Genomic DNA, 23,826 nt, shown 5'->3' with positions numbered 1-23,826 from the left:
CGGCACAGAAGCGTTTCGTCTCCAGCATCGCCCGCCGCCTCGATCAGCTCGGCGCCCTGACCCGAGGGCAACGGCAGACGACCTCCCAAGGGCTGTTCACGGCCGCCGACAACCTCGAGAGTGTCTACGCCCAAGCGGCACTGACCAACCTGTTCCAGGATCTGCACAACGGCCGCACACCGCTGTCGTTCCAGGAGGTGACAGCGCAGATGGGACTCTCGTTGGTCGATGAGAACGGCGCCTTGGTCCAGGGCAAGATCCCCAATGTCCCGCAGTTCCTGAACCGGCTGCTGTCGCTGAAGACCGATACGCAGAACCAGGTCTTTGGGCTGTTCGAGAACCGCTTAGTCGAAGCGGTCGAATACGCCAAACAGCAGGGCATCTACGACGAGGGACTGCAGACGCTGCGCGCACAGAGCATCGTCAAGACGCGCGATGATCTGGTCTATACCCACAAGACCGGCGCCGTCACGCGCTATGTCGAGCTTGATGTGACCAACGCCATCGAATACCTGCAGTGGGATCAGGTCAAGGCGATCGCCGCCCGGCGTGACGCGACCGACGACAGCGTGAGCGGTTGGTACGTCTCCGCCTATGGCAAGCACAAGGGGCAGGTGTTCTACATGGCCGACCGTGGCACCCGGATCAATGGCGAGGGGCTCGAGACCCATCGCGGCGTGCTCTACGGCATTCGCAAAGGGGCACATCGTTACATCGACAATGCCCAGGAGATCGCCCGCGGCACCTCAGTGCGCACCGTTGGTGGCGTTGCGCGGGTTGTGCAGCTTGCCCAGCGCATCTCTATTGAACAGGCTGAGCGTCGATGGCAACAGGAGCTGGCCTCGGCACCGGCGACAGAGACGCGATCCAAGGGCATGCTCGTCGGCGCCATTCTGCCGATCTGGGACCGAGTGACCGGTAGCGAGACCATCTACCGCCTGCAGACCGATGCCGGCGAGCAGCTGCTCGGTCGACTGCTCGAAGGCCGGACCGCCCAACAGACCCTGAGGAACCTCGGCATTGGCGACACCAGTGTCTCGAAGCTCTCCTCACGCGAGCTGTTTGAGGCGGTGCAGGGCGGCCAAAAGGCGGTGCTCTCCAACGGTTGGGAGATCGTTCGTTCCAAGGTCAATTTCGAGCAGCGTCTCGAGGTTCGCCGTGGCGCGTCGTTCTCGGCTGCTGAGATCGGCATCCTCAAGGAACAGGGCGCCTTCGTCGAGCGCATCAATTGGACCCAGCGCGTGTTTCTTCCCGTCGGCGACGAGGGCTTGCCGGTCTTCGAGCGCATCACGGCATCGAAGCCGGTCGTCGAGCTGTTTGGTGAGCGTTCGCCTGTCGCCGCGTCGCTCGTTAACGGGACCAGCGCCATGACGCCAGAGCCAGATGCTGTCCACGAGATGGGGCCGCCACCGATGGCAACCGCGAGGGCACTCCAGAAGGAGGCCGTGGAGAGGGCTGGACCGGGCGCTGTCGCACCCTTACGAACGCAGCCCGCGAAGCGCGTCTTCGTACCGAAACCAAGGGTGCCTTACGATCAACAGATCTCAGCCAAGCTCATCGAGCAGCTCGAAGCCGGGACAGCCCCCTGGTTGAAGCATTGGGCGCCGGGGGCGGTCAATCTCCCTCACAACCCAGTGTCTGGAACCCAGTACCGAGGCGCAAATACCCTTTGGCTGCAGATGCAGGGCCGCAGTGATCCACGCTGGATGACCTACAAACAGGCGCAAAGCGTCGGTGCCCAGGTCCGTCATGGAGAGCGCGGCACGCCGATCCAGTTCTGGACGCTGACCGAGCGGATGCCGGTCAAGGACGCCAAGGGAAGCGCGATGCTCGATACCGAGGGCAATCCGGTTTACCGCATCCAGGCCCTCGACAAGCCCAAGCTGATCTCGGCGGTGGTCTTCAACGCCGAGCAGATCGACAGACTACCGCCCCTGCAGATGAAGGCCCCGGCTTGGGACCGCCACGAGCGCGCCGAAGCGGTGCTCAAGGCCTCCGGTGTGATGATCCGCAACGACCGGGTCGACAATGCCATCTACCGACCGGCAACGGACACGATCCACCTGCCCCCCAAGGATCAGTTTCAAAGCCCCGATGCCTTCTACGCCACGGCGTTGCATGTGCTTGCCCATGCGACCGGCCATCCCAGTCGCCTGAACCGAGACATCGCGCATCCCTTTGGTAGTGAGGGTTACGCCAAGGAAGAGCTACGCACCGAGATCGCCTCCCTGAAGATCGGTGATCGGCTCGGTATCGGTCACGATCCCGGCCAGCATGCGGCTTATATCCCGACCTGGATCAAGGTGCTGAAGAGCGACCCGAAAGAGATCCTCCGCGCGGCGCGGGATGCCGACAAGATCAGTGACTACTTGCTGGCCCATGAGAAGGAGCGCCTGTCAGCAAGCGTTGAGAAGCTCCCGCAAGTTGAGCGCACCGCTGCGCGAGAGGAGGCTGAGACCATGCCGACTAAGCGGCGCGTCCGAGCAGTTGGAAGTCGGGATCGGTGAGCTTCGTTGTGGATGAAGAACCGAGTAGCAAGGCGAAATCACGGCAAGAAACCTAACCATCACCTTCGAAGATCACTGGCGAGAGGTTTTCTCTGGCCTCGTTGGGCGGTGCAAGCCGTCAAGCTAATGTTTGTTTTGTGTTCCGAAAGAGCAGAAAATATAAAGCCATCGTACAGTTAAGGAACACGCGATCCGATGCCTGATCACCAAGCGTCCATTCTCGCCCTGGCCCGTGACCAACGCCTTATCCGTCCCGTTGATCTTGAAGCCAAGGGTTTGCCCCGGGTGTCCTTGACGCGACTGGTTCGGCAAGGCCGCCTAACCCGAGTCGGACGAGGACTCTATGCATTGCCGGACCGGCCCGTGTCAGAGCACTCGGCGTTGGCCGAGGTTGCGCGCAAGCATCCGAAGACCATTGTCTGTCTGCTATCGGCGCTGCGCTTCCACGAGCTGACAACCCAGGCGCCGTTCGAGGTTTGGTTGGGTATTCCGAGTAAGGCGCATCCGCCGAAGCTGGAGTATCCGACGCTACGCGTCGTGCGTTTTTCGGAAGCCGGTATGGCCGAGGGGATTGATGTGCACGAGATTGACGGTGTTCCTGTGCGGATCACGAACGTGGCCCGGACCGTGGCGGACTGTTTCAAGCACCGCAACAAGATTGGCCTCGATGTGGCCTTGGAGGCATTGAAGGAGACACTCGGGCAGGAGGGCGAGGGCGCCCGTCGCGCTAGCATCGATGATCTGTGGCATTACGCCCGGCTGGATCGGGTCGCGAACGTCATGCGTCCGTACCTGGAGAGTCTGGCGTGAGCGGAACCGACATCGGTGCATCGGTGCGTGCCCGCCTCCTTAACAAGGCCAAAGCCGAAGGGCAGGATTTCAATCTGATCTTGACCCGTTATGCACTGGAGCGGCTCCTGTATCGATTGGGCGTCTCAGTACACGCCGAGCGTTTCCTACTCAAGGGCGCACTGTTATTCGACCTCTGGTTCGATATTCCCCATCGTCCGACTCGCGATGCCGACCTGCTGGGATTCGGTCCTGCCGAGACCTCGATCCTCGAGACGATCTTCATGGAACTCTGCTCCATCTCAGGAGAACCTGACGACGGCATCCGCTTTCAGCCAGCGACCATTTCGGCCAGTGAGATTCGCAAAGAGGCTAGCTACGGTGGTATCCGCATCACCTTGATCGGGCTGCTCGCCGGTGCCCGATGCCCTGTGCAGATCGATGTCGGGTTTGGTGACGCCGTCACACCAGCGCCCGAGCTGGTCAACTATCCGACCCTGCTGCCGGAGCTGCCCGGACCGCGGTTGCGGGCCTATCCTCGCTACACCGTCGTTGCCGAGAAGCTGGAAGCGCTGACATCGCTCGGTATCGCCAACAGTCGCATGAAGGACTTCTTCGACCTCTGGGTGCTGGCATCCCATGCCGACTTTGACGGCGCCACCTTAGCCAGAGCGATTCGGGCCACGTTCGAGCGCCGAGGCACGCCGTTCCCTGCCAGTGTCCCTTTCGGTTTGTCCGAGGACTTCTCGACGGATGCCCAGAAGCAGATTCAGTGGCGCGCATTCCTTAAAAAGAATGCGCTAGAATCGATCGCATTGGACGCCGTGCTCTCCCGGCTTCGGGGGTTCCTGGAGTTGCCCCTGGATATCGCCCGATCAGGTGGTGCATGGTCAGCCTCTTGGCAATCCGGTGATGGTTGGAACTGAACGACGATCAGGAAAAGCTGTTTGCTTGATGGTTCCTAAAAGTTTTGTCAGCGAAGAAAACGTCCCTTCCGTGAGATGTGGTCGAAGGAGAACACATGCTCATTCGGCGCGTGATCGCATCGACCAACAAGGCGTCCGAAGAACTCAAGCCTTCCAGATGCAACGTGGATCGAGTCCTTCCCGTGTTCTGCGCAGATCGGGCAATCCGCCGTGTATCGAATGAGGTACAGGGTGTTGCGCTTGGCGCCGTTCTGCTTTCTTAGCTCCAGAAGGTAGTCGTTCCCGGACCAAGGCTGAAGCAGCATCGGCGCTAAGGCGACGCGATTCGCGACCAACCGTAGCTGCCAGGCGAACAGCGAGTAGAAGATGAGGGCCGTCAGTCCCCCGACGAGGCCCAATTTTAGGAATGCGATAGCGGTGGAACTCGCACCCATGGCCACGATCACGAGCCAGAACCAGACGATGGTGAGGACCAGCAACAGGAAAAGCGCGCTGAGGAAGACCTTACCGCCCCAGCCGCCCAGGTAGAGACCTCGGTCTGACATCCAGCGGACAAGCTGGTTGCCCGAGATGTCTTGGTGACGGTACTGCACCTGGGGGACTCGGAGCAGGTCGATGTCGGATGTGTTGTCGCTGGATTCTGTTCGGGCCTCGATGAGGAAACCGTACTTGGTGTATTTCCCCGATCCTCCGCCCGGGTCGCGATGTAGGGCGATCTCGACTAGGAGGCCTTCGGCCCTGAGGGCGTCCTTGATCGTCAGCTTCTGTCTCTTCCAGATTTCCTCCAGATTCGGCCAGTGCTCGTTCATTTTGGCCTTGGCGGTCTCCGGGTTGTCTGCCCAGCTATTCACTCCGGGGATCTTGGGCCACCGCCGGTGCAGTTCTTCACCGATATCGGTTGCACGGAATCCCCAATTCTCAGCAGCTAGGTCCGGTTTCAGGCGATCGGGCTCTACGGCCGCCAGCCCACAGAGCGCTTGGAGCATCTGGACCGCTCGAGATCGGTCCTTCCAGCCCGTTGCAATCTGCTCGATCGTTTGTGCCGCACGCGCCATGTCTTCTGGGTTTCCGACGGTTCCCAACCGGATGGATGTCTGTTTCCTGCTGTCCGGACTTGCCACCTTTGCCATCGGGTCATCAGTCAACGCAGCTTTGGTCGAGGAGGCATCAGTGGAAACCATCAATCTTCTTCAATCGTTTGGAGTTACATCAGACGGTCGGGTAGTGTCGGTCGAAGACGTCAGACGCGGCAAGGCGTGTGATTGCTGCTGTCCGGAGTGCGGCGAGGTGCTGATCGCGCGTCAGGGTGAGGTGCGTGCATGGCACTTTGCTCATGAAAGCGAGGGGGATTGCACCGGGGCTGCGGAGGGTGCCTTGCATCGGGCCGCGAAGCAACTGCTGATCGAGGCCGACGGGGTCTTGGTTCCCGCACTGGAGGCCAAGGCATCCCATCGACTGGATGATGGGCGACTCGGCGAGGCAACTGTGGTGAAGCCGGCCGAGTCATGGACGCTGACCAATTCCCGGGCAGAGGTCATGGTCGGCACCTACCGAATCGATGTCGTCGCTGCCAACAATGGACGGCCTATCCTCATCGAGGTTGCCGTCACCCATAAGGTCGATGGCACCAAGCGCTCAGCACTGTGCGCGCTTGGTGCACCCTGTTTCGAGATCTCGCTGGATGTGTTCCGTCATGAATCCTGGAGCTGGGAAGTCTTGCATCAGGAAGTCCTGCTTTGTCCTGGAAATCGACAGTGGATCTTTCACCCTGAGCAGTCAATGCTCGACGAGCAAGCTCGGTGCGAGGCCGTCGCCAAGGCGTTAGAGCAGCCTGTGCAGGCATCGGGAGCGCCAGAGCGTATCCGGCTCCGTGTCTTCGGGGTGCCCGTTCACCTTGTCGACCAGGGTTGGGGACTGTGTCTCTGGTGGCCCTACAACGAGCGGGTCAACCCCATGTTGAAGGCCGTCGCTAAGTCCTTTGGTGGTCGCTACAAAGGGGCGCCGTACCGTAACTGGGTCATCCCTGTAGGAGCCAAATCCGCGGTGCTCGAGCAGCTCGATGGCATCGGTGCGGTCCGGGAGACCTGAGCTTGCGTAGCGTTACCCCGCAGTCACGCTGGCGTACCCACGCTGAGCCCGGCGCCGAGCGATCTCGCCGATCTGCTCGACGCCGGCCTCGTAGGATGCAACACCGGTGCTGTGCATCCGGCCACGATTCGAGCCGATGCCGCCCCAGGCCGTGATCAGGGTCCAGTCGCCGAACAGATCCCGATTTGGTTCATTTTTCTGTGCCCTCGGTGTGGTAACCGCCTTGGCGCTGGCGTTTACTCGCCCAGCGTTGGGGCGTTTTTCGTAAGGGGCAGATAACCCGGTGAAATCTCCATGATCGCAGCATCACCGTGCGATTTGAGGTAAGAGCGGAGGATGCTCGACGTGCTCGATACCTCAGCGGAGTCTTAGTGACGCAAGAGCTGTAACTACTACATGTAGTTTGTTACAAAACTCCAGGCACAAGATATTGAAATTTCTCGTTGGCGTGCTAGTCTTTGTCGGAATTAGCACTCTACTCTTGTGACTGCTAATTCTTCGCGCTCCGCTCGTTTTGTGTAGCCACATAGGCTCGCGATCAGGCGCAGCCGCTTGGAGTTTCTTCGACTGCATCTAGGGGATGCCCGCTACGAACGCTTTACCCACCCCCTTAAGCGAAACTGCTGCGCCGAGCGCACTCGACGACCAGTCGTTGGCCGATTGGCTTTGTGCTCGTCAGCAAGCGAGACAGTGTGTGGTCTACCTGCACGCGGGATTTCTGGTTGCGGTATATGCCAAGAGCGACTCGGACACGGAGCTGCGACGCGCCGATCCGGACAAGAAATCTAAGACCGTTCTCAGACGGCTCGCTAAGGCAGGTTTGCTCTTCGAGCTTGAAATGAGGTTCGACATGCTCAGCACGGCGCGAGACATAGACCCTAACTGGAGTCCAGCGCAAGTGTCACCGGAGCATGTCGAGGCTCTCGTCAACGCACGATTGGAGCAGATGGGCAGGAAAGGACGTGGGGCTGCAATTTCCCAGGGTGTCGCGCTGAAGGTCTGGGCTGATGCCGGCGCTCGCTGCATGTTCGAAGGGTGCGCTGAGGACCTCTCGACGGTGAACCTCTACAACGATGCTGCCCGCATTGGGTACCTCGCGCACATCATCGCGTCGGACCCGAGAGGTCCGCGTGGCGACGTGAGGCGCTCACACGACCTCTCGAATCGTCCAGATAACATCATGCTGATGTGCGACGCCCATCATCGAACAATCGATAGTTTCGCCCCGGAGCGGTACTCCGCTGAACGGCTCTTCGCTATGCGGGAGGCGCATGTTCAACATGTGCGCTGGTGCTTGGAATCACTAAGTTATCCCCGCGTGGATGTCGGCACATTGTTTGCTGATTTGGCCAACGCACCGACCCGATTCGTTGACTCTGAGCTCAATGACGCGCTACTGGCGACCGGTCGTGCGATGACGCCTGGTGGCGTTGTGCATTATATCCGTCACGTTCAGAGGGACGACCGGCGGCGACCGAATTTCTGGGTCGAGTACCTCCACGAGCATGAGGAGGACATCCGTCGCTTACTGGCGAGCTTCAAGCGGCAGGAGTCTGCGTCTCCGCGGAAAATTGAGGTCGCGATTTTTCCGCTGCATCATATCGCCACATTGGTGCTGGCCGGCCGGATTATCGGCGAAGCCCATGCCGTCTATGTCTATCAATACCACCGCGAGCGCCGCACGTGGCAGTGGGAGGAAACCGCAACTCCTCAGCCCGAAGGGTTCTTTTCAGTGGATGGCCTGAGCAACACACGGGCGAGCGACGTCCTCATCAGCCTTGAGGTAACCGCGTACTTGGATGTACAGGCTCTACCAACACTTTTTCGTGAAAGTACCTCAAACGCCAGCATGCCGTGGGTGCGAATCCGTGCCGCATCTCCGAGCGCATCCTGCATTTGTCATCCCGACGATCTAGATCACTTCATGGCTGTTGCACGTCAGGCGATCAACCACGTCCAGGACGTGATGCGGGCAGAGCGCGTCCATCTCATCGCGATCAGCCCCGCGAGCACCGTGTTCTGCTTCGGCCAGATGCTGCAAGCCGGACACCATCCAGCCTATACGGTTTACGACCGTTCTGATCGCGAAAGCCCGTTTGCGCCAGCGTTTTCGATTACAGGAAATGCTGTCACTGCTCGTGCCGGTGAAGAGTCCTACTCTATCCAGCTCCGATAAGGAGGTCCAACTATGCCGACATCGAACGTTGATCTGGTCTTGAATGCTGAACAGCGCCGACGCGCCTACGTCACTGAAGCAGTGACGGCGCTTCGAAAAGGCGTTGATACAGCGGATTTTGCGGCGCTATCTCAGATCTACGGCCCGTGGTCGCAGGCACTGGAGCGGGTGAGCCGGCACATCACTGTTGCGCAGGAGGCCATCGACGCAGCAGCCAAACAGTATGCAGAGGTTGGGCACTGCCTGCTGCGCAATCTCCAATGGCAGGAGAATTCAATCGAGGTTTGCCCGCAGGGATCGGCTAGCACCCAGACGCTGATTCGTTACCCAGACCGAACGAAGTTTGATATCGATGCGGTTTGCCAGGTCGACATCTCAAGAGTCGATGCCAGTGACCCTGTCGGATTCTTTGAAGCTGTGGGAGACGCGTTGCGCGAATTCTCCCCAACAGCCAAGAAGCGTTGCTGGAATATCGCTTATCCTGGGGAGCGATTTTATTTGGAGTTTACGCCGTCGATTCCTTTGAATACGGTGTCTGATCAGGTCGTCAAAGCGATGGCGCCACGCTTCTTGCCTGCATATGGCTATGAGGAAACTGCACTTGCTGTTGTCGATATGCCAACGAAGCGTTGGAAGACATCGAATCCCAAAGGATTTACTCGGTGGGTCGACGAGACCGCTGCCCGGTCGCTGATTCGGTGCGAGACGCTTGAGTTCGCCTCGCAACGGCGCATCCGCGCTGGCGTCGAAGGTGTCCCAGAGCAAGAGGTAGAAATTACGGACACCCTGCGCACGGCCATTCGCCTTTTCAAACGTCATCGGGATATGTGTGTTCGCCGCGAGATCTTCGACGGCGAGTTCAAGCCCATTTCGGTTGTCATCGTGACTTTGTTGACCCGCTGCTACGCTGGGCTCGCAGCGGCAAATCGCAGTTATGCTCATCCGCTATTGTTGCTCGTGGAACTGGCGGAGTTGTTGCCGCATATGGTTGCGCTGGAGGGCGAGTACCGCGTCGATAATCCCACGGTGGACGGAGAGAATTTCGCCGAGCGCTGGAATGACGACAACGACAGTCGCTATCGCGCATTCCGAACTTGGTGCGACGTCTTGGGCGCCGATCTACGCCTCATACTCCAAGAGCGTGGCGATCAGGCGATCCGTGCTGAAGTAGACCGAGTCTTCGGCACGACTAGTGCGAACGCCGGCACCAACAATGAGATCCGGCCTTTGCAAATGCCAGAGCATAGGCCACCGCCTCCTCTGCCGAGAACGGCCGGGCTCGCTTGATGCCGGATCATAGTCCGTGGGATCTGGCCAGCCTCGCGCGAGACTTCCCGGACCTGATACCCGACCCACATCCCTGTGATGGTGCTGTCGTTTACAGATTGCGCTTGCCTCGGTTACCTGACGGGCGCGCTTTCGACGGCGCAGAGCTTGTTCTGCCACCAGGGTTTCCTGACTACGCCGTCGCCAAGATTCGGCTCTCGAAGGATACAGTGTTGCGCGTCCCCCATGTCGAGGGAGATGGCACATTGTGTATCGACGGTGATCCAGGGCCAGGGACGACTGATCGTCTTGAAGATCGCCTCTACTGGTTGCTGGCCGCCTATCATGACCAGTTTCTCGTACCGTGGTCAGCTGGCAAATTGGATGGAGACTTCGCTCGTGAGCCGCTGAGCTATTGGCGAATCCACGTTGCTCGGGCGGCCAATAGGGACGCGGATCCGGTCAAGGTGGTTTGGACAGCTGACCGATGCCCACTCGCATCTCGATTGGTCGAGTGTCCGTTGCTGTTGCCAGGCGGGATCGTCGTAGTAGGAGATGCCGGCAACAACGCTGTTCCCGGTCGTATCCGAGAATCCCTGGGAGTACGAGCAAGGCAGCAAATGAAGGTTTTGGTGGCCGATGTACCGATCACCCACGCTTTGACGCCCGGGACTTGGCCTCGGAGCGTTGAGGATCTGGACCATATCCTCGAAGGGCGTCTTTCGCCAGGCGAGTGGGGCCGGCTGAGGGCACCGTGCAATCGAAGGGGACGCCCACTGCATCGACTCATGCTCCTGCGTAACGATAGCTACGGCTTTGCTTTCCTTCTCCCTGGCGGGCCACCCATGCCGACTTGGAACAAGAAGCGCAAGCGAGCTTATCGACCGTTGCGAAAGCCTCAGCCGCTCAATGTGGTCCGAGTGGATGCAGCGTGGACTGCAGGAAGGGATCAGTTCGCCGAAGTCCCAGTGCGCCAACAACGGCACGTTGTCGTCTTTGGTGCCGGTGCTTTGGGTAGTCCGATCGTTGATCAACTTGCCAAGGCCGGTGTCGGCAAGATCGATGTCGTCGATCCGCAAAACCTTGAGACCGCGAATCTGGGTCGCCACCTGCTTGGCACTGACCACGTCGATTCGGCGAAATCGTTTGCTGTTGCGGATCGGGTCAATCTCGCGTATCCGACTTGTGAAGTTAAGCCGTTCTCTGCTTCGGCTCAAAGCTGGCTGCGTGAGCACGGTTTGTCTGGCATCGATGCGGTTCTGGATCTCACCGGAGAACCTATCGTTCGTTCCTGCGTTGATCAGGCACGCCTGCGCAACCCTTGTCCGTTGCTTCTCGGATGGATGGAGCCGTTTGTTGCAGCCGCCCATGCGTGCATGCTGCCGGCGAATGTTGCTTGGTTCCAAGGCGCTCATGATCCGATGGACGATTTGAATGCTGTTGACTGGCCCGATGCGGTAGTCATACAGGAGCCTGGTTGTAGCAGCCGCTTTCATAGCTATACGGCTGCGGCTGCGACTGCGACACATGCGGTAGCCCTCGTCGCCGAGCAAGCAATCAAGTTGATCGACGGACCGGAGAGTTCCCCTCGAGTTCTCAGCTGGGTGCGTGGTCAGCAGTATTTGGATGACCACTGGTCCAACCTGAGGCTCCGCGCTTGGGCTGAGCAGGCTGCTGCATACGATGGACTCGTGCTTGAGCGCGCGTTCCCCGTAGTATGAACCGCCTGTTCTTCTTCCCGGACTTTCACCGCTATGTCCTCCTCGAGACAGAGGTGCTTCAGGCTCTGTACGCGCACGCGCAACGGTTTCCTGGGTGCAAAGAGGCTGGTGGTGAGCTTTACACGGCGGACCCTCATTCTCCAGGACTCGTCATCTGTACGGCGTCTGGTCCGAACCCGAGCGATCATCGTTCCCGGCATCGTTTCAATCCGGACCTTACCTCAGCTGCGAGAGACCGCGATGAACAGTTCAGGCGCGGTCTCCACGCGGTGGGGCTCTGGCATACGCATCCGGAGTCACAGCCGCGTCCATCTCGCCTGGATCGCGAGACGACCCTGGCTTACATGCGCGGATTCAATGGAGACCGTGCTCGCTACCTGATGGTCATCATGGGAAATGCTGGTGTTCCGCCCGAGGTCGTCGTCTGTTCCGCGGAAGCCAACAGCCAATGCCAATGGATCGAGTTGTGCGAAGTACCGGAGCGGGAACTATACCGGGAAGGGGGCTTGGGATAGGGTAAGCTCGCGTTTCAGGCTCGTTCCGCGTCATCCCGCGGTCACGCTGGCATACCCGCGTTGCGCCCGGCGCCTAGCGATCTCATCGACTAGCTCGATGCCGGCCTCGTAGGATCCGACACCGGTGCTGTGCATCCGACCGCGGTTCGAGCCGACGCCGCCCCAGACCTTGACCAGGGTCCAGTCACCGAACAGATCCTGGTCGAGGAAGACCTGGTAGTAGCGGGCCTTCTCGGGGTTGATCCAGGAGGATTGTGTCGCGGAAGGGGTCATGTTGCTCAGCGTAGACGCCCTGGGGGCTCAACTGACGAGTCCGCGGCTGTGCGACAAAAGCGCGTAGAGTCGGAGAGGGCGATTCCGGCCCAAACCGTCAAGAATCTGCACAAGCAAGAATCCATCACCGGTGAGAACCGTCTTCCTGGATCTGGAGACCACGGGGCTTGATCCCCGGACCGACGAGATCGTCGAGATCGGGATCCTGGACGAGGACGGCCAGGTCCTGCTCGACACGCTCGTTCGACCCGCGCGGCACCGGAGCTGGCCAGGCGCTCAGCGGGTCCACGGCATCGCACCGGCGGACGTCCAGGGTGCGCCAACGCACGAAGCGCTTCGGCCGCGGATCATCGAGGCGGTCAGTGACGCCCTGGTGCTGATCTACAACGCGCCGTTCGACGCCGGCTTCCTGCGCTTCGAGCTGGAGGTCTCCGCCGAGGTCCGTTGTGCGATGCGGGAGTTCGCCGAGGTCTTCGGCGAGTGGAGCGACTGGCACGGCAGCTACCGTTGGCAGAAGCTCCACGTCGCTGCGGCCTATGTTGGTTTCGACTGGGACGGCGCCAGTCATCGCGCGATCAACGATTGCCAGGCCACGCGGGCGGTTTGGCGGTATCTGAGCGGCGGCGGGCACCGTAAGAACGGAGAATATTGTCGGCTAAGCCGGGGCGGGCCTAAATTCCAATCCTCTCCACCTCATCGAGCGACACCTTGTCGCTGCGCCGATCATAGAGCCGCGTCGTCTTCGGGTCCGAGTGCGCCGCCATCTGCTGAGCATGCTCGAGCTTGGCCTCGGGGTTCTCCAGATAGGCGGTGATCCCGGTGCCCCTGAAGGTGTGATTGCAGATCCCGGTCGTCTCAAGGCCGGCCTGCAGCGCTCGACGCTTGACCATTGCCCAGGCGCGTTGCCGGTCAAGCCGATTGGCGCCAAGCTGTTTGGTCTTGCGATCCACGGAGCGGAACAACGGCCCGTTTGCGTCCTCGGCGAGATCGGCGGCCTCAATGTACTCCAGCATCCACTCCTTGAGGTTATGCTGGCAAGGCATCTCGTGGCGCTTGCCGCCTTTCTCGTGTAGACGCACCCACAGGGTCTCCTGCTTGCGGTAGACATCCTTGACGTTCATCGTCAACGCTGCCGAGATCCGCGCGAAGGTATAGACCATGAGCCCAATCAGCGCCCGATCCCGCAGGCCGACCAGCGTCTCGGTCGGGATCGACCGCAACAGCTGGCGGGCCTCAGTCGGCGTCAGGATCGGCGTCTTACCCTGAGTGTAGGAGAACTTCGGCCCCCGCACAAAGGAGGCCGGATTGGTCGACAGGACATGGCCGGTCACCAACCAGTCGAACAGATGGCGCAGCGCTGAGAGCTTCTGCTTGACGCTCTGCGCCTCGTAGGTCCGCGTCCTGAGCTCGATCCAAGCCGCGACATGCAGCGGCTCGATGTCGAGCAGATCCGCGATCCCGGCGTCGGTCTCGACCCAGCCGAGAAAATCACGAACCGCCCGTATATAGGCCTCGCGCGTGTTACGGTTGCGGATCTGCGCCGCGAAGAACTCCAGGTACCGCCGCTTGGCATCGCCGCTGGCGCGCACGATCAGCGACGGCAACCCCGGCGCGCCGCCAGATGTCGTCAGAACCCCAGATTTCGCCGAAACCAGCTCGCCCGTCATGATGCGCCCTCCTCTGCGCCTACAATAGTACATAACCTCCTTTATGTACTCCAAGCGCAATAACGCACCTCGTCGAGACGAGGTCCACCTCAGCTCGTGACCGTCCGCTGCCTCCGCGATCCACTCGTTAGAGGTGAACTCGAAAACGCTCGAAATCGGGGTCTTGGCGTATCCGGAAAAGCCTGTCGGAAACTTAATCTGACGGAAAACGCAGCCAGAGGGGTTTTCCGTCAGGGAATGGCGGCTGGTGACACGACTGTTGGGTCTACCCCTTTTAGGAGCGTGCGTCAAAACCCCGGCGAGGGGCGACGCTAACGCTCCTACCTCTGGGTCCCAAATCTTCCGCCGGGAGAAACGCCGCTGCCGCACAACGCGGCCCTCCCGTCACAAAGTTCGCTCATCTGACATAACGCAAGCAACGCGCGAACACGGCATCGACAACGAACGCGCTTGGCGCCTCCACGACAACGGGTGCCCCTCATCTGCAGTGTCCGCCTTGGCCACATCCTCGCAGCCCTTGACGATACGAAAAGAAGGCACTACTCTTGCTGTTGAGTTATAGAGTTGTTGCGGTGACCACCACTTCTACAAAACATCTTTCATAGGCTCAACCTGACTGCAAGCGTTCGGACCCTACCGTTATCCCGGCAGGGAATGCCGGGATCAAGGCGCCAGGGACGGCAGATCGGGTCTTAACGTTTTCACCTGACTTAAGTACCTACATGGTGAGGCCACCAAATGTTACGCACCTTCTATGATGACTACTACGAAGTCGCACAAGACGCCGATGATAGCAACTACAAGAAGACCTTCTATAGCGGTCGCTCGCGTTACATCGTGCGACCGCATATAACCTTTGCTGGATTTACGCAGGCTCAAGTCGCAGAGGCTCTCGAAATATCTTCAACATACGCCCAGCGTGTACAACAGAGTTCCGTATCAAGCCCCTTAATCAATAAACGGCTGCCGGATTTCTTAAGCCTGCCAGAAGATCTTCTTGATCCTGACTCATTCATAGATTTTTACGAGAAGTGTCCTGTCTACTGCGCAACTCTCGACGCCCTGGTCAATAACTATCCACGTGGTGGCGTCCGAAAAGGAGTGATGCCTACAGACTACACTATCCGGGCCCTGAGGTCGTATCTCAGAAATCATCAAGACGATTTCAAAGCTTTACGCGAATATTTCAAGGACCCAGCGTACGTTGAGGAGCCGGGAATATCAGCCCAGGAAGATATCGAGTCTGCACTTGACCTTCCTCCAGGCTCTGTCACAGCTCATAAGTCATACTCAAAGACGCTTTTATGCAACGATGAGTTATATAAATCAACCACTTCGCTTGTATCCGCAAACATTGAGAAACTCCTCGATGACAACAGCTGGGACCCTTCTGATCTAGCTGAAAAAGCAGGAATCCCAACCTCGAGGGTGGAGCGTTTATTAGATATGCAGAAATTAAGCCTGAATAGTTTAATTGCCTTCTCTTGTGCAACTGGCATTGAGCCCTACAGACTCCTGCTCCCGGATTTAGGTCATGGCAATGTGGGATTGAATATAGACCTATCTGATACTTTTAAAGAACTCCCTGTCGTCGCCAGGAACATGATATCGAACTATTTAAGCTTGATACGCAGGGATGCAGATGGCGCGAATCCCCAGGCACAAGCTATGCTTATCCTTACCCCATTCATCGTCCAGTTGATTGACATCGTCGGCAAGACCGAATTCGAGAAGCCGCAGAGTATGGGCGAGGTCGCTAAAGGGCTTGAGGAGGCTATCCGATTGGGAGTTTCCTTTAATATTCCCGGAAATGCCCCGAAGTCTCTAAAAGTCCAGGAGTTCAAGCCCTAAACCACACCAAGCCTAATTTGAATAATAAGGCGGACAACCGGCAAGTGCATTGGCTCGGTTGACGCCACGAGACAGGAGTGCCCCATGCCCCGACCAAAACCCCACGACCTCTCCTCGCGCGAGCTGCTGGCCCGTATCGGCCTGAATGACGATGCGCCGACCGACCTGATTCAGGATCAGCCACTGGATGATCTGCTCGGTGAGCTGGAGGGCGATCTGAGCACGGTGCTGCGCGAGCGCTATGCGCTCATCAACCAGGCCCATGCATTCAAGCCCGGTGATCTGGTCGGCTGGAAGCCCGGCCTGCGCAACCGGCGGCTGCCGAGCTATGCCACCCCGGCGGTGGTGCTCGAGGTGCTGAGCGAGCCGGTGCGCGACAGCGACCCGGAGAGCGGCAGCACCTACTTTCGCGAGCGCCTGGACCTGGTGATCGGCCTGATCTGGGATCGCGATCCCGGCCGGGGCGAGTTCCTGAGCTTCCATGTCGACAGCGCGCGCTTTCAACCCTGGACCGAGGACGCCTGAGCATGGCGCCCAACAAGATTTGGCAAACCGACCTGAGTAACCTCAGCGCAGAACAGCTGCTGGGCGCGCTGCTCGCAGTGCGCCTGTTGCGCGGGCTGCCCGGGCTCAAGGCCAAGCTGCGGGATCGTGACCTGCTCGGCGCCTTCTGGCCGCTGCTGCAACCGGTCCTGCGCGCTCAGGTCGTGGCACGGTGTATGACCCGCCCGCAAACGGCCGGCCTGGACGAGGATGTGGTGTTTGACGATGAGGACGAAGACGAGGCGCCCTTCGAGCCGCAGAATGACCGACGCCTGCGCGAGCGGTTGCGGGAGTGGTTCGGCGCGGTGCCGCGCAGCCTGCAGCGACGGCTCGAGCAGGCGCTTGCCGAGGCCGGCTCCGCGCCGATCGTGGCGCTGCTGGCCAAAGAGCTCGGGCTCGATACCGCGGAACGCACGGTGCTCGCGTATCTGGAGCTCCATCAGCTCAGTGAACCGCTGCGAATGCTGTTGCGTGGTCTGGAATCGGCCCCGGCGCGGGTCCATCGCGAGCGCCTGTCCTTGATGCTCGCGCTGCCGAGCGAGACGCTGCGCGCCACCCTGACACGCAAGGCCCCGCTGCGCGCGCTGGGACTGGTGGACTATGACGGCCGAGAGGTGGATCTGGAAGACCACCTGCGCCCGAGCCGCCTGCTGTGTGAGCTGCTGGATGCGGCCCCCGGTGACGGCGACGCCTTGCTCGGGTTGCTGATCGAACCGGCCCCGCCGCCGGCCTGGCGGCTGGAGGACTTCCCGCACCTGGCCCGCGAGCGCGCACAGCTGTGCGAGGTGCTCGCTGAGGCGGCGCGCACGGGCAGCACCGGCGTCAATGCGCTGCTGTACGGCGCCCCGGGCACCGGCAAGACCGAGCTGGCCCGGGCGGTGGCCGCGGCCGCCGGCCTGAAGGCCTATCAGGTGCGCAGCGCCGATGAGGACGACGAGGGCCTCGGGCGCAAGGGACGCCTCGCCGCCTACGTCACCGCGCAGCACCTACTCGCCCGGTGCCGCGATGCGGTGATCATCTTCGACGAGATCGAGGACGTGTTCGAGCGCGACGAAGGCCTGCTGGCGATGCTGATGGGCAGCCGGGCCAGCGGGCAGCAGAAGGGCTGGATCAACCGCACCCTGGAGGACAACCCGGTGCCGGCGCTGTGGATCAGCAACCGCACCGAGACCATGGACCCGGCCTTCCAGCGCCGCTTCCTGGTGCCGGTGTCCTGCGTGACGCCACCGGCCTCGGTGCGCCGGCAGATGGCCGAGCGGCATCTGGGTGAGGCCGGACTGTCGACGGACCTGCTCGATGAGCTGGCGGCCGATGCCAAGCTCGCCCCGGCGCAGCTGGGGGCGGCCAGGCGCTTGCTGGATCTGCGCCCGTCGACGCCACCGGAGACGGCGGTGCGCGAGGGGGTCGCGGGCCAGCGCCGGCTGCTGCATGGCGCCCCGGCACCCAGGCGGCGGGCACCGGCCACGGTGGTCGATCCGGACTTCCTCAACCTCAGCGGCGGGCCGTCGCCGCGGGCGCTGGTGGCGATGGTGCGCCAGCGCGGCGAGGCCAGCCTGTGCTTCTACGGCCCGCCCGGCACCGGCAAGACCGCGCTGGCGGGCCTGCTGGCCGACGCCCTCGATCGCGAGCTGGTGAGCAGGCGCGCCTCCGACCTGCTCTCGCCCTATGTCGGGGAGACCGAGCAGCAACTCGCCGAGCTGTTCCAGCAGGGTGACCCGTCGCAGCAGGTGTTGCTGCTCGATGAGGTCGACAGCTTCCTGTCCGATCGGCGCCGGGCGCAGCACAGCTGGGAGCGGGTCCAGGTCAACGAGCTGCTGCAGCAGATGGAGGCCTACCCCGGCATCTTCATTGCGGCGACCAACCTGATGGTCGGCATCGATCCGGCGGCCTTGCGGCGGTTCGACCTGAAGCTCGGCTTCCTGGCGTTGAGCGAGGCGCAGCGGATCCGGCTGTTCGCCCGCGAGGTGTTCGGTGCGGCCGAGGCGCCGGTGCCCTCGTCACTGCAGCGCTACCTGCAGCGCCTCGACGGGCTGACCCCGGGTGACTTCGCCAACGTCTGCCGCCAGCAGCAGCTGCAGGGCGCACCGCTGAGCCCGGAGCAGTTCCTGCGGCGCCTGGCCGCGGAGTGGCAGCTCAAGGGCGAGTCCACCGCCCGGGCGGCCTGAGCCGGCAGCGCAACCCGACGCGGCCGGCGATGCCGTCGGCCGCGTCCAACGAACAACCCAAAAGAACCCGACCATGCAACTCATCACCCATCTTGCGGACGCCGCCTTCCAGAGCCTGCTGATCTCGAGTATCGAGACCTTTCCATCCTCCTTCCTGCCCGGGCGCGGGCAGGCGGCCAGCAAACCACTGCGCCAGGAGGGCGAATCCTTCGGGCTGCTGTTCGGCCAGCGCCTGGTCAAGCCCGACGCGCTGGTCTTCAACGTGGCGCTGGCGGTGCCGATGCTGACCGCCCGGCGCAACCAGGAGATGGTGCGCTTCAGCGGGCGGCATTTCTTCCGCATCCAGGAGGTCACCGAGTCGTTTCCGTTCCTGGGGCTGCTCGGCACCTTCCACAGCCATCCCTGTCACAAGGACGACTACGATGCGCGCAGCATCTCCGGGTTCTCCGAGGAGGATGCCGAGTGCGCGATCGAGGTCGCCAGGGACTATGGCGATGAGCTGCTGGAAGTGATCCTCGGCATCACAGCGCTGGGACGCCACAGTCGCCGCCCGGCACAGGTCAACGGCGAGACCATCCACAGCTACTGCGGGCGCTTTAAGTACGCGCTTTCGGCTTACTGCACACTCGGCGCGGTGCCGGATGAGGAGGAGGCTCCCGATGATGATGAGGAAGACGACGATGGAGCCTTACTGGCGCCAGTGGATCGGCTGATCTGTCCGTTGGCGGCGTATGGCGGGGACATCTTCGGGCGTACGGTGATGATGGGCTGACTGCAAAGCGCGTGGAGTGATACGGGCGCAATCACAACGAAGACGCTGTCCGCGGACTTAGGGTGCGCTCGGGAGTGTCGAGCACATGGTGACGCGGTCAGCAAGGCCGCTTAAGTGGCAGCTTCGGCAGCTTCTCATGCTGCCCGGTCAGCTCCTTGCCGACCAAAGCCGCATTGCTGCCGCACACGTAAATGTCTTCAAAAGATGCTAACCCTCTCCGCCTGAAGGCCGCTCATTTCGAGCGGATCGCTAACGAGCATCAAACACCCCTTCAAAGCTATCGAAAGAATTCGCGACGCTAAACCCCACGTCGGTTCCCAGCGCCTTGAAGTGCGCTTTGCCACAGTCGATCTTTGCCTGCTCGGTTGGGCGCAGTGCATCAGTGAGTAGGGTGCTCTTGGTCTCGACGACGAAGTACAGGCGCTCGGTGCCATCGCGCTCGACCAAAACCGCCCAATCAGGGTTGTAGGTGCCAAGCGGGGTATCGATCTTGAACCAGTCCGGAAGCTTGGCGTAGACCTTCACATCCTGACTGTCCTCAAGCCCTTTGGCAAAATCATGTTCGACATCCGAGTCGTAGACAACGTGGTCGTAGACCGACTTATTGGCCGCGACCATGTTCTGGCTGAGATAACCGAATAGCTCTTGGTCCTTGAAGAGTTCCTGTCCGTAGAACGCCTGATCGCCGATGCGGTGGTACTTGATGCCGTCGACGATGAACAGGCGCATCTGGGTCTTGATGATCTCGGAAACCTGCTCGATGAACTTGTTCGGATTGCGCTTGAAGTCCCCGAGTCGTTCGCTGCGCCGCAGGATCTCGACCAAGGAGCGCCGCGTCAGATTGGTCTCGTTCTGCAGAAAGGACAGGATGTCGGGCGGGCGCATGTGGTCAGCATCGTAGTTGTGGGTCTGCTGGGCAGCCTCCCCCATGCCGACGCCACCACGGCTGATCTCAGCCTTGCTCTTGCGGTAGACGAAGCGCGCCTTGGTGACCACCGGGCTCTTGTTGATCTCGTTGGCGCAGGTCTGAATGAGGGCTTCGGTATCGAAGCTGACGCGGAAGGTGGTCTTGTACTTGATGCGATCCCAGAGCGCCTTGAAGTCTTCGCCGAGAAAGCACTCCTTGTTCAGATTGACCTGGATCTTGTCGTCGGCGTTCTTGACGTTGAGGCTACCGGCAACCTTGGTCAGCAAGGCCGTGATCTGTCCAGCCTGACCAGCCACGGCATCGGGCAGTTCCAAGGTATCGTCCTTCAGGGCGCTGCGAAGTTTGTCGGTCACCTTGCCGCGGCTGTCGACGTAGCCTGCGTATTTCAGGTGGTCCCAGATGGCCTGAGAGGTCTCGACCCCGAGCGGCTGCTGTCCTCCGTTCGCGTCCTCAACCGGGATATTGGCGAAGAGGTGCTGCTCGACCAGGCCAAAGCGGATACCAGTGTCTTCCTCGATCTCCTTCTGTAACTTGCGGGCGAAATCCTCGTAGGATTCATTGGCCATCACGGTGAGCGTGTTGACCTCGAAACCGTAGACCCGCTCGCCGTCCTGATCGACGCAGATGCGCAGACCGCGCCCGATCTCTTGGCGCTTCTTCATCACCGATGACGTCTCGTTGAGGGTGCAGATCTGGAACACATTCGGGTTATCCCAGCCCTCGCGCAGCGCGGAGTGTGAAAAGATAAACTTGAGCTTTGAGTCGAAGCTCAACAGCGTTTCCTTGTCCCGCATGATCAGGTGATACGCACCTTCATCGTCGGCGGTCGTGCCATCGCCCTTGGATTCCTTCAACCGGGCCTGGCCACTGGCATCCTTCTTCTTGTCTTGCGCGAAGTAGCCGTTGTGGACCGCTTCCGGGGTGGTGTCCAGATCCACCTCCTGGAACAGCGTGCGGTACTTGGGCTTCTTGATCGCCTTGGCATACTCCTCCTCGAAGATCTCCGCGTACTTGCCCTTCACCGGATTGCCATCGGCGTCGTAGGCGCGGTAGTTGGCCACCCGGTCGATGAAGAAGAGACTCAGCACCTTGATGCCTTTCGGGCGCAGCCGAAGCTCCTTGTCCAGATGCTCTTCGATGGTCTTGCGGATCTGCAGGCGCTTGTATTGGTCGACGTTGACCTCGCCGATCGCCTGCCCGAGCCGGACGACGGCCTCGGTGCCGGTGAAGCTGATGTACTCCTGGCCCTCGGCGCAGTAGATCTCCTCGATGATGTAGCCGTCGTAGACGTCCCGACCGCCGGATAGCTCCACCAGGTCGACGCCCGTCTTGACCTTCTTCTGCTCCCGCTTGATCTGGCCCTTGCGGATGGCGTCGAATTCGATGCGCGCGGAGATGCCGTTCTTGTTGTCGACACTGATCAGGCGGACGTAGGCGTTGTTATGGCTGTCGGCGACCGTGACGCTCGCCACTTCGATCTGCTTGACCAGCTTGCGCTCGTAGGCGTCCACCGAGTCGAGCCGAAAGATCTGATGGTGCTTATCTCGGTGAGTGGCTGAGAAGCGGAAGGTGCACAGCGGATTGAGCGACGCGAGGGCATCGGCGCTCTTCGCCGTAGTATCGACCGTCTGCGGCTCATCGATGATGACGATCGGGTTGGTGGATTGGATGAACTCGATCGGCTTGGCGCCCGTCATGCGATCGTGCGGGCGGTGGATGATGTTGGCCTTGGCCTCCTTGCTTGGGTCGGTGAAGCTGCGGCGGAAGGCATCGATGTTGATGACCATGATCTGGATGCAATCGCTGGTCGCGAAGTTGCGGACCTGGCCAAGCTTCTGAGAGTCGTAGACGAAGTAGTCGAAGCGGACGTTGTCGTAGAGCCCTTTGAAGTGCTCCTCGGTGATCTGTAGCGACTTGTTGATGCCCTCCTTGATGGCAATGGAGGGCACAACGACGATGAACTTGGTGAAGCCGTACCGCTGATTCAGCTCGAAGATGCTGCGCAGGTAGACGTAGGTCTTGCCCGTGCCGGTCTCCATTTCGACGGTGAAGTTGAGATCACCCAACGCCGTCGAGGGCTTGAGGCCGTTGCGCAACTGGACCTTGCCGATGTTCGCGAGGAGGTCCTCGTCGAGCAGCTTGAGGCGGTTACCGATGCCGAGATCGTTCTCCAACAGGTCCAGCTGCGGCGTTGCGTCCATGGCGCCGACCGTGAAATTGGTCTGGCAGGTCTCTTGGCCCTCGAACAGATCGACGATGGAGGCGACCGCATCCGCCTGGAAGTCCAGATCGGGGTTGAACTTGATCTTCATTCGCTGTCCTCGTCCTTTTCTAGCTCCGCTTCCAGCTCACGCTCGTTGTAATCCTTGGTCAGGGTCAGAAAGTCGAAGACGTAGGGGTCTTTGAGGGTTTGGGTCGCGAGGTCTGATTGCGGCGCCGGAAGCACCTCGGTGAAGTTGCTGACGGCCTTGCCTTCACGCTGCCACAGCCCGCTCTCGAGTTGGTGGACCAAGACACTGCGGCTCCAGCCATGCGCGATGGTGCTTCGCACGTAGTAGAGCGCCTCGTCGACGTGCTGGCACTTGGAGATGATCGCCAGATTGTGCCCCCAAGGGATCTGGGTGATCAGCGCCACAGGCGGCGCTTCCAATTGGGCAACAGGCTGTTGCCCAATTGGCGCAGCGCCGGAGTAGAACAGAAACCACTGGCGTATGTACTTGATGTTCCTGAGCGAAAATCCCTTCATCCCAGGAAACTCGGCCATCAGGTCCTTGCTCAACTGCTGCAGGAAACCCGAACCCCAGTCCGTGTTCTTTTGCCGCTCGATGATCTCGGCGCCGAGTGCCCAGTAGAAACGCAGCAGCTCCTGATTGACTGCGACAGCCGCCTGGAGCTGCACCTGGCGTACCCGGGCTTTGAGCGCCTTCAGCCAATCTTGATAGTCGGCCGCATGCGGATCGAGTGAGTCTCCTGCGCTCATATCGAATGCACCGTCCAAGGTTCTGGACCCGCGAATCGTCGCTGACTCTGCGCTATCACAACGACTTCACGTCGTCGATGCCGGCCTGCTTCAAGATCTGAGCGGCATTGGTCTTGACCACGTCGTCCTTGAAGCCGGCGTCCTTGAAGACCACCCGCATGACCTCGGGCTGGAACTCAGCCTTCAGGGCGACGATACCGGACACCACGTCCAGCGTGATGTCATCGGCGAGGCAGACGATCAGGGCGCCTGCTCCGATCACCGTGACCTTACGGCCTTCGATGTGTCGGGTCTCGGTCGGGATGGCGAGGTCAAGTCCGTACTTGAGCAGCAGTTCGTAGAGCACATCGTCTTCGGTGCGATCGGGCTTGATGTTATCGACGGCTTGGACGAGGTCTTGGTCCAACGAGTCGAAGTCGGCGTCCCAGGGTTTGATGTTACTGCTGGAGAGTTTGAAGACTTTGAAGCCAAGATCTTGGGCTATTCCGGCGTTATCTGTAAGGACATCTGTGAGCCGTTCTTGGAAACCAATACACGCGCGGCGAATTCGTTCTCTTGAAATTTCAGCAATTGTTGAAAACTGTAGATCATCGACAGGCTCTGGAAGTTGTACGAGGATATATCGCCACCGTTTTTCACCGTCGACATTTGCCTTAACC

The 23,826-nt window shown here is 60.5% G+C and carries 17 protein-coding genes and 2 pseudogenes; 13 read left to right on the top strand and 6 right to left on the bottom strand.

The window, feature by feature from the left end; genetic code table 11:
• From VBE63_RS16660 to VBE63_RS16650, 3 genes are all read left to right on the top strand, one after another.
• Window positions 1-2,507 (top strand): zincin-like metallopeptidase domain-containing protein (locus VBE63_RS16660; RefSeq protein ID WP_323684152.1); only part of this gene is annotated, 2,507 nt, incomplete at its 5' end.
• 195 nt (window positions 2,508-2,702) lie between these two features.
• On the top strand, window positions 2,703-3,317 hold the full coding sequence (locus VBE63_RS16655) for a type IV toxin-antitoxin system AbiEi family antitoxin domain-containing protein (RefSeq protein ID WP_323684151.1): 615 nt from the start codon (window positions 2,703-2,705) through the stop codon (window positions 3,315-3,317).
• Window positions 3,314-4,222 carry a nucleotidyl transferase AbiEii/AbiGii toxin family protein gene (locus VBE63_RS16650; protein ID WP_323684150.1) on the top strand — a complete coding sequence of 303 codons (909 nt, stop codon included), beginning with the start codon at window positions 3,314-3,316 and terminating at the stop codon, window positions 4,220-4,222. The genes VBE63_RS16655 and VBE63_RS16650 overlap by 4 nt, the downstream gene beginning before the upstream one ends.
• Before the next feature lie 47 nt (window positions 4,223-4,269).
• Here the strand turns inward: VBE63_RS16650 and VBE63_RS16645 are convergent, their stop codons facing one another.
• A complete protein-coding gene (locus tag VBE63_RS16645) occupies window positions 4,270-5,403 on the bottom strand; it encodes a hypothetical protein (protein WP_323684154.1) in 1,134 nt (377 codons plus the stop codon).
• Between VBE63_RS16645 and VBE63_RS16640 the strand changes: the two genes are divergently transcribed.
• The 5 genes from VBE63_RS16640 to VBE63_RS31455 all read left to right on the top strand — a co-directional run bounded on the left by VBE63_RS16640 (window position 5,309) and on the right by VBE63_RS31455 (window position 11,988).
• Window positions 5,309-6,310 (top strand): competence protein CoiA family protein, encoded by a 1,002-nt coding sequence (locus VBE63_RS16640; RefSeq protein ID WP_323684153.1) that lies wholly within the window; start codon window positions 5,309-5,311, stop codon window positions 6,308-6,310. The genes VBE63_RS16645 and VBE63_RS16640 overlap by 95 nt on opposite strands.
• A gap of 694 nt (window positions 6,311-7,004) precedes the next feature.
• A complete protein-coding gene (locus tag VBE63_RS16635; protein ID WP_323684149.1) occupies window positions 7,005-8,486 on the top strand; it encodes an SAVED domain-containing protein in 1,482 nt (493 codons plus the stop codon).
• Between the two features lie 12 nt (window positions 8,487-8,498).
• Entirely contained in the window at window positions 8,499-9,773 is a 1,275-nt protein-coding gene (locus tag VBE63_RS16630) for a nucleotidyltransferase (protein WP_323684148.1), read from the top strand.
• A 767-nt stretch (window positions 9,774-10,540) separates the two neighbouring features.
• The gene (locus VBE63_RS16625; RefSeq protein WP_323684147.1) at window positions 10,541-11,473 is read left to right on the top strand and encodes a ThiF family adenylyltransferase; all 933 of its coding nucleotides are present in this window, start codon (window positions 10,541-10,543) and stop codon (window positions 11,471-11,473) included.
• On the top strand, window positions 11,470-11,988 hold the full coding sequence (locus VBE63_RS31455; protein ID WP_416274576.1) for a Mov34/MPN/PAD-1 family protein: 519 nt from the start codon (window positions 11,470-11,472) through the stop codon (window positions 11,986-11,988). Before VBE63_RS16625 ends, VBE63_RS31455 begins: the two co-directional genes overlap by 4 nt.
• A gap of 30 nt (window positions 11,989-12,018) precedes the next feature.
• Here VBE63_RS31455 and VBE63_RS16620 read toward each other — a convergent pair whose 3' ends face one another.
• A complete protein-coding gene (locus VBE63_RS16620; protein ID WP_323684146.1) occupies window positions 12,019-12,261 on the bottom strand; it encodes a WGR domain-containing protein in 243 nt (80 codons plus the stop codon).
• Between the two features lie 130 nt (window positions 12,262-12,391).
• On the opposite strand from VBE63_RS16620, the pseudogene VBE63_RS16615 reads away from it, so the two are divergent.
• Window positions 12,392-12,799, top strand: a pseudogene (locus VBE63_RS16615) (exonuclease domain-containing protein); the annotation flags it as partial.
• 133 nt (window positions 12,800-12,932) lie between these two features.
• Here VBE63_RS16615 and VBE63_RS16610 read toward each other — a convergent pair.
• Window positions 12,933-13,928: a tyrosine-type recombinase/integrase gene (locus tag VBE63_RS16610; RefSeq protein ID WP_323684145.1), complete on the bottom strand. Its 996-nt coding sequence runs from the start codon at window positions 13,926-13,928 to the stop codon at window positions 12,933-12,935.
• Window positions 13,929-14,666: 738 nt separating this feature from the next.
• Here VBE63_RS16610 and VBE63_RS16605 point away from each other — a divergent pair.
• From VBE63_RS16605 to VBE63_RS16590, 4 genes are all read left to right on the top strand, one after another.
• Window positions 14,667-15,779 carry a helix-turn-helix transcriptional regulator gene (locus VBE63_RS16605; RefSeq protein WP_323684144.1) on the top strand — a complete coding sequence of 371 codons (1,113 nt, stop codon included), beginning with the start codon at window positions 14,667-14,669 and terminating at the stop codon, window positions 15,777-15,779.
• An 84-nt stretch (window positions 15,780-15,863) separates the two neighbouring features.
• Window positions 15,864-16,304 (top strand): hypothetical protein, encoded by a 441-nt coding sequence (locus tag VBE63_RS16600; RefSeq protein WP_323684143.1) that lies wholly within the window; start codon window positions 15,864-15,866, stop codon window positions 16,302-16,304.
• A 2-nt stretch (window positions 16,305-16,306) separates the two neighbouring features.
• The gene (locus VBE63_RS16595) at window positions 16,307-18,487 is read left to right on the top strand and encodes an AAA family ATPase (protein WP_323684142.1); all 2,181 of its coding nucleotides are present in this window, start codon (window positions 16,307-16,309) and stop codon (window positions 18,485-18,487) included.
• Between the two features lie 73 nt (window positions 18,488-18,560).
• Window positions 18,561-19,259, top strand: coding sequence for a hypothetical protein (locus VBE63_RS16590; protein ID WP_323684141.1), 699 nt, complete (start codon window positions 18,561-18,563; stop codon window positions 19,257-19,259).
• A 249-nt stretch (window positions 19,260-19,508) separates the two neighbouring features.
• On the opposite strand, the gene VBE63_RS16585 is transcribed toward VBE63_RS16590, so the two are convergent.
• The 3 genes and pseudogenes from VBE63_RS16585 to VBE63_RS16575 form a co-directional block, all read right to left on the bottom strand.
• Window positions 19,509-22,499, bottom strand: a complete 2,991-nt coding sequence (locus tag VBE63_RS16585) for a type III restriction-modification system endonuclease (RefSeq protein WP_323684140.1) — start codon at window positions 22,497-22,499, stop codon at window positions 19,509-19,511.
• Window positions 22,496-23,167: a DUF1016 N-terminal domain-containing protein gene (locus tag VBE63_RS16580; protein ID WP_323684139.1), complete on the bottom strand. Its 672-nt coding sequence runs from the start codon at window positions 23,165-23,167 to the stop codon at window positions 22,496-22,498. Before VBE63_RS16580 ends, VBE63_RS16585 begins: the two co-directional genes overlap by 4 nt.
• A gap of 55 nt (window positions 23,168-23,222) precedes the next feature.
• Window positions 23,223-23,826: pseudogene (locus tag VBE63_RS16575) on the bottom strand (site-specific DNA-methyltransferase); the annotation flags it as partial.

The organism is Lamprobacter sp. (genome assembly GCF_034860625.1).
Taxonomy (GTDB): domain Bacteria; phylum Pseudomonadota; class Gammaproteobacteria; order Chromatiales; family Chromatiaceae; genus Lamprobacter.
Note: the sequence above shows the minus strand (reverse complement) of the source record. Positions and strands in the feature narration are given on the sequence as shown.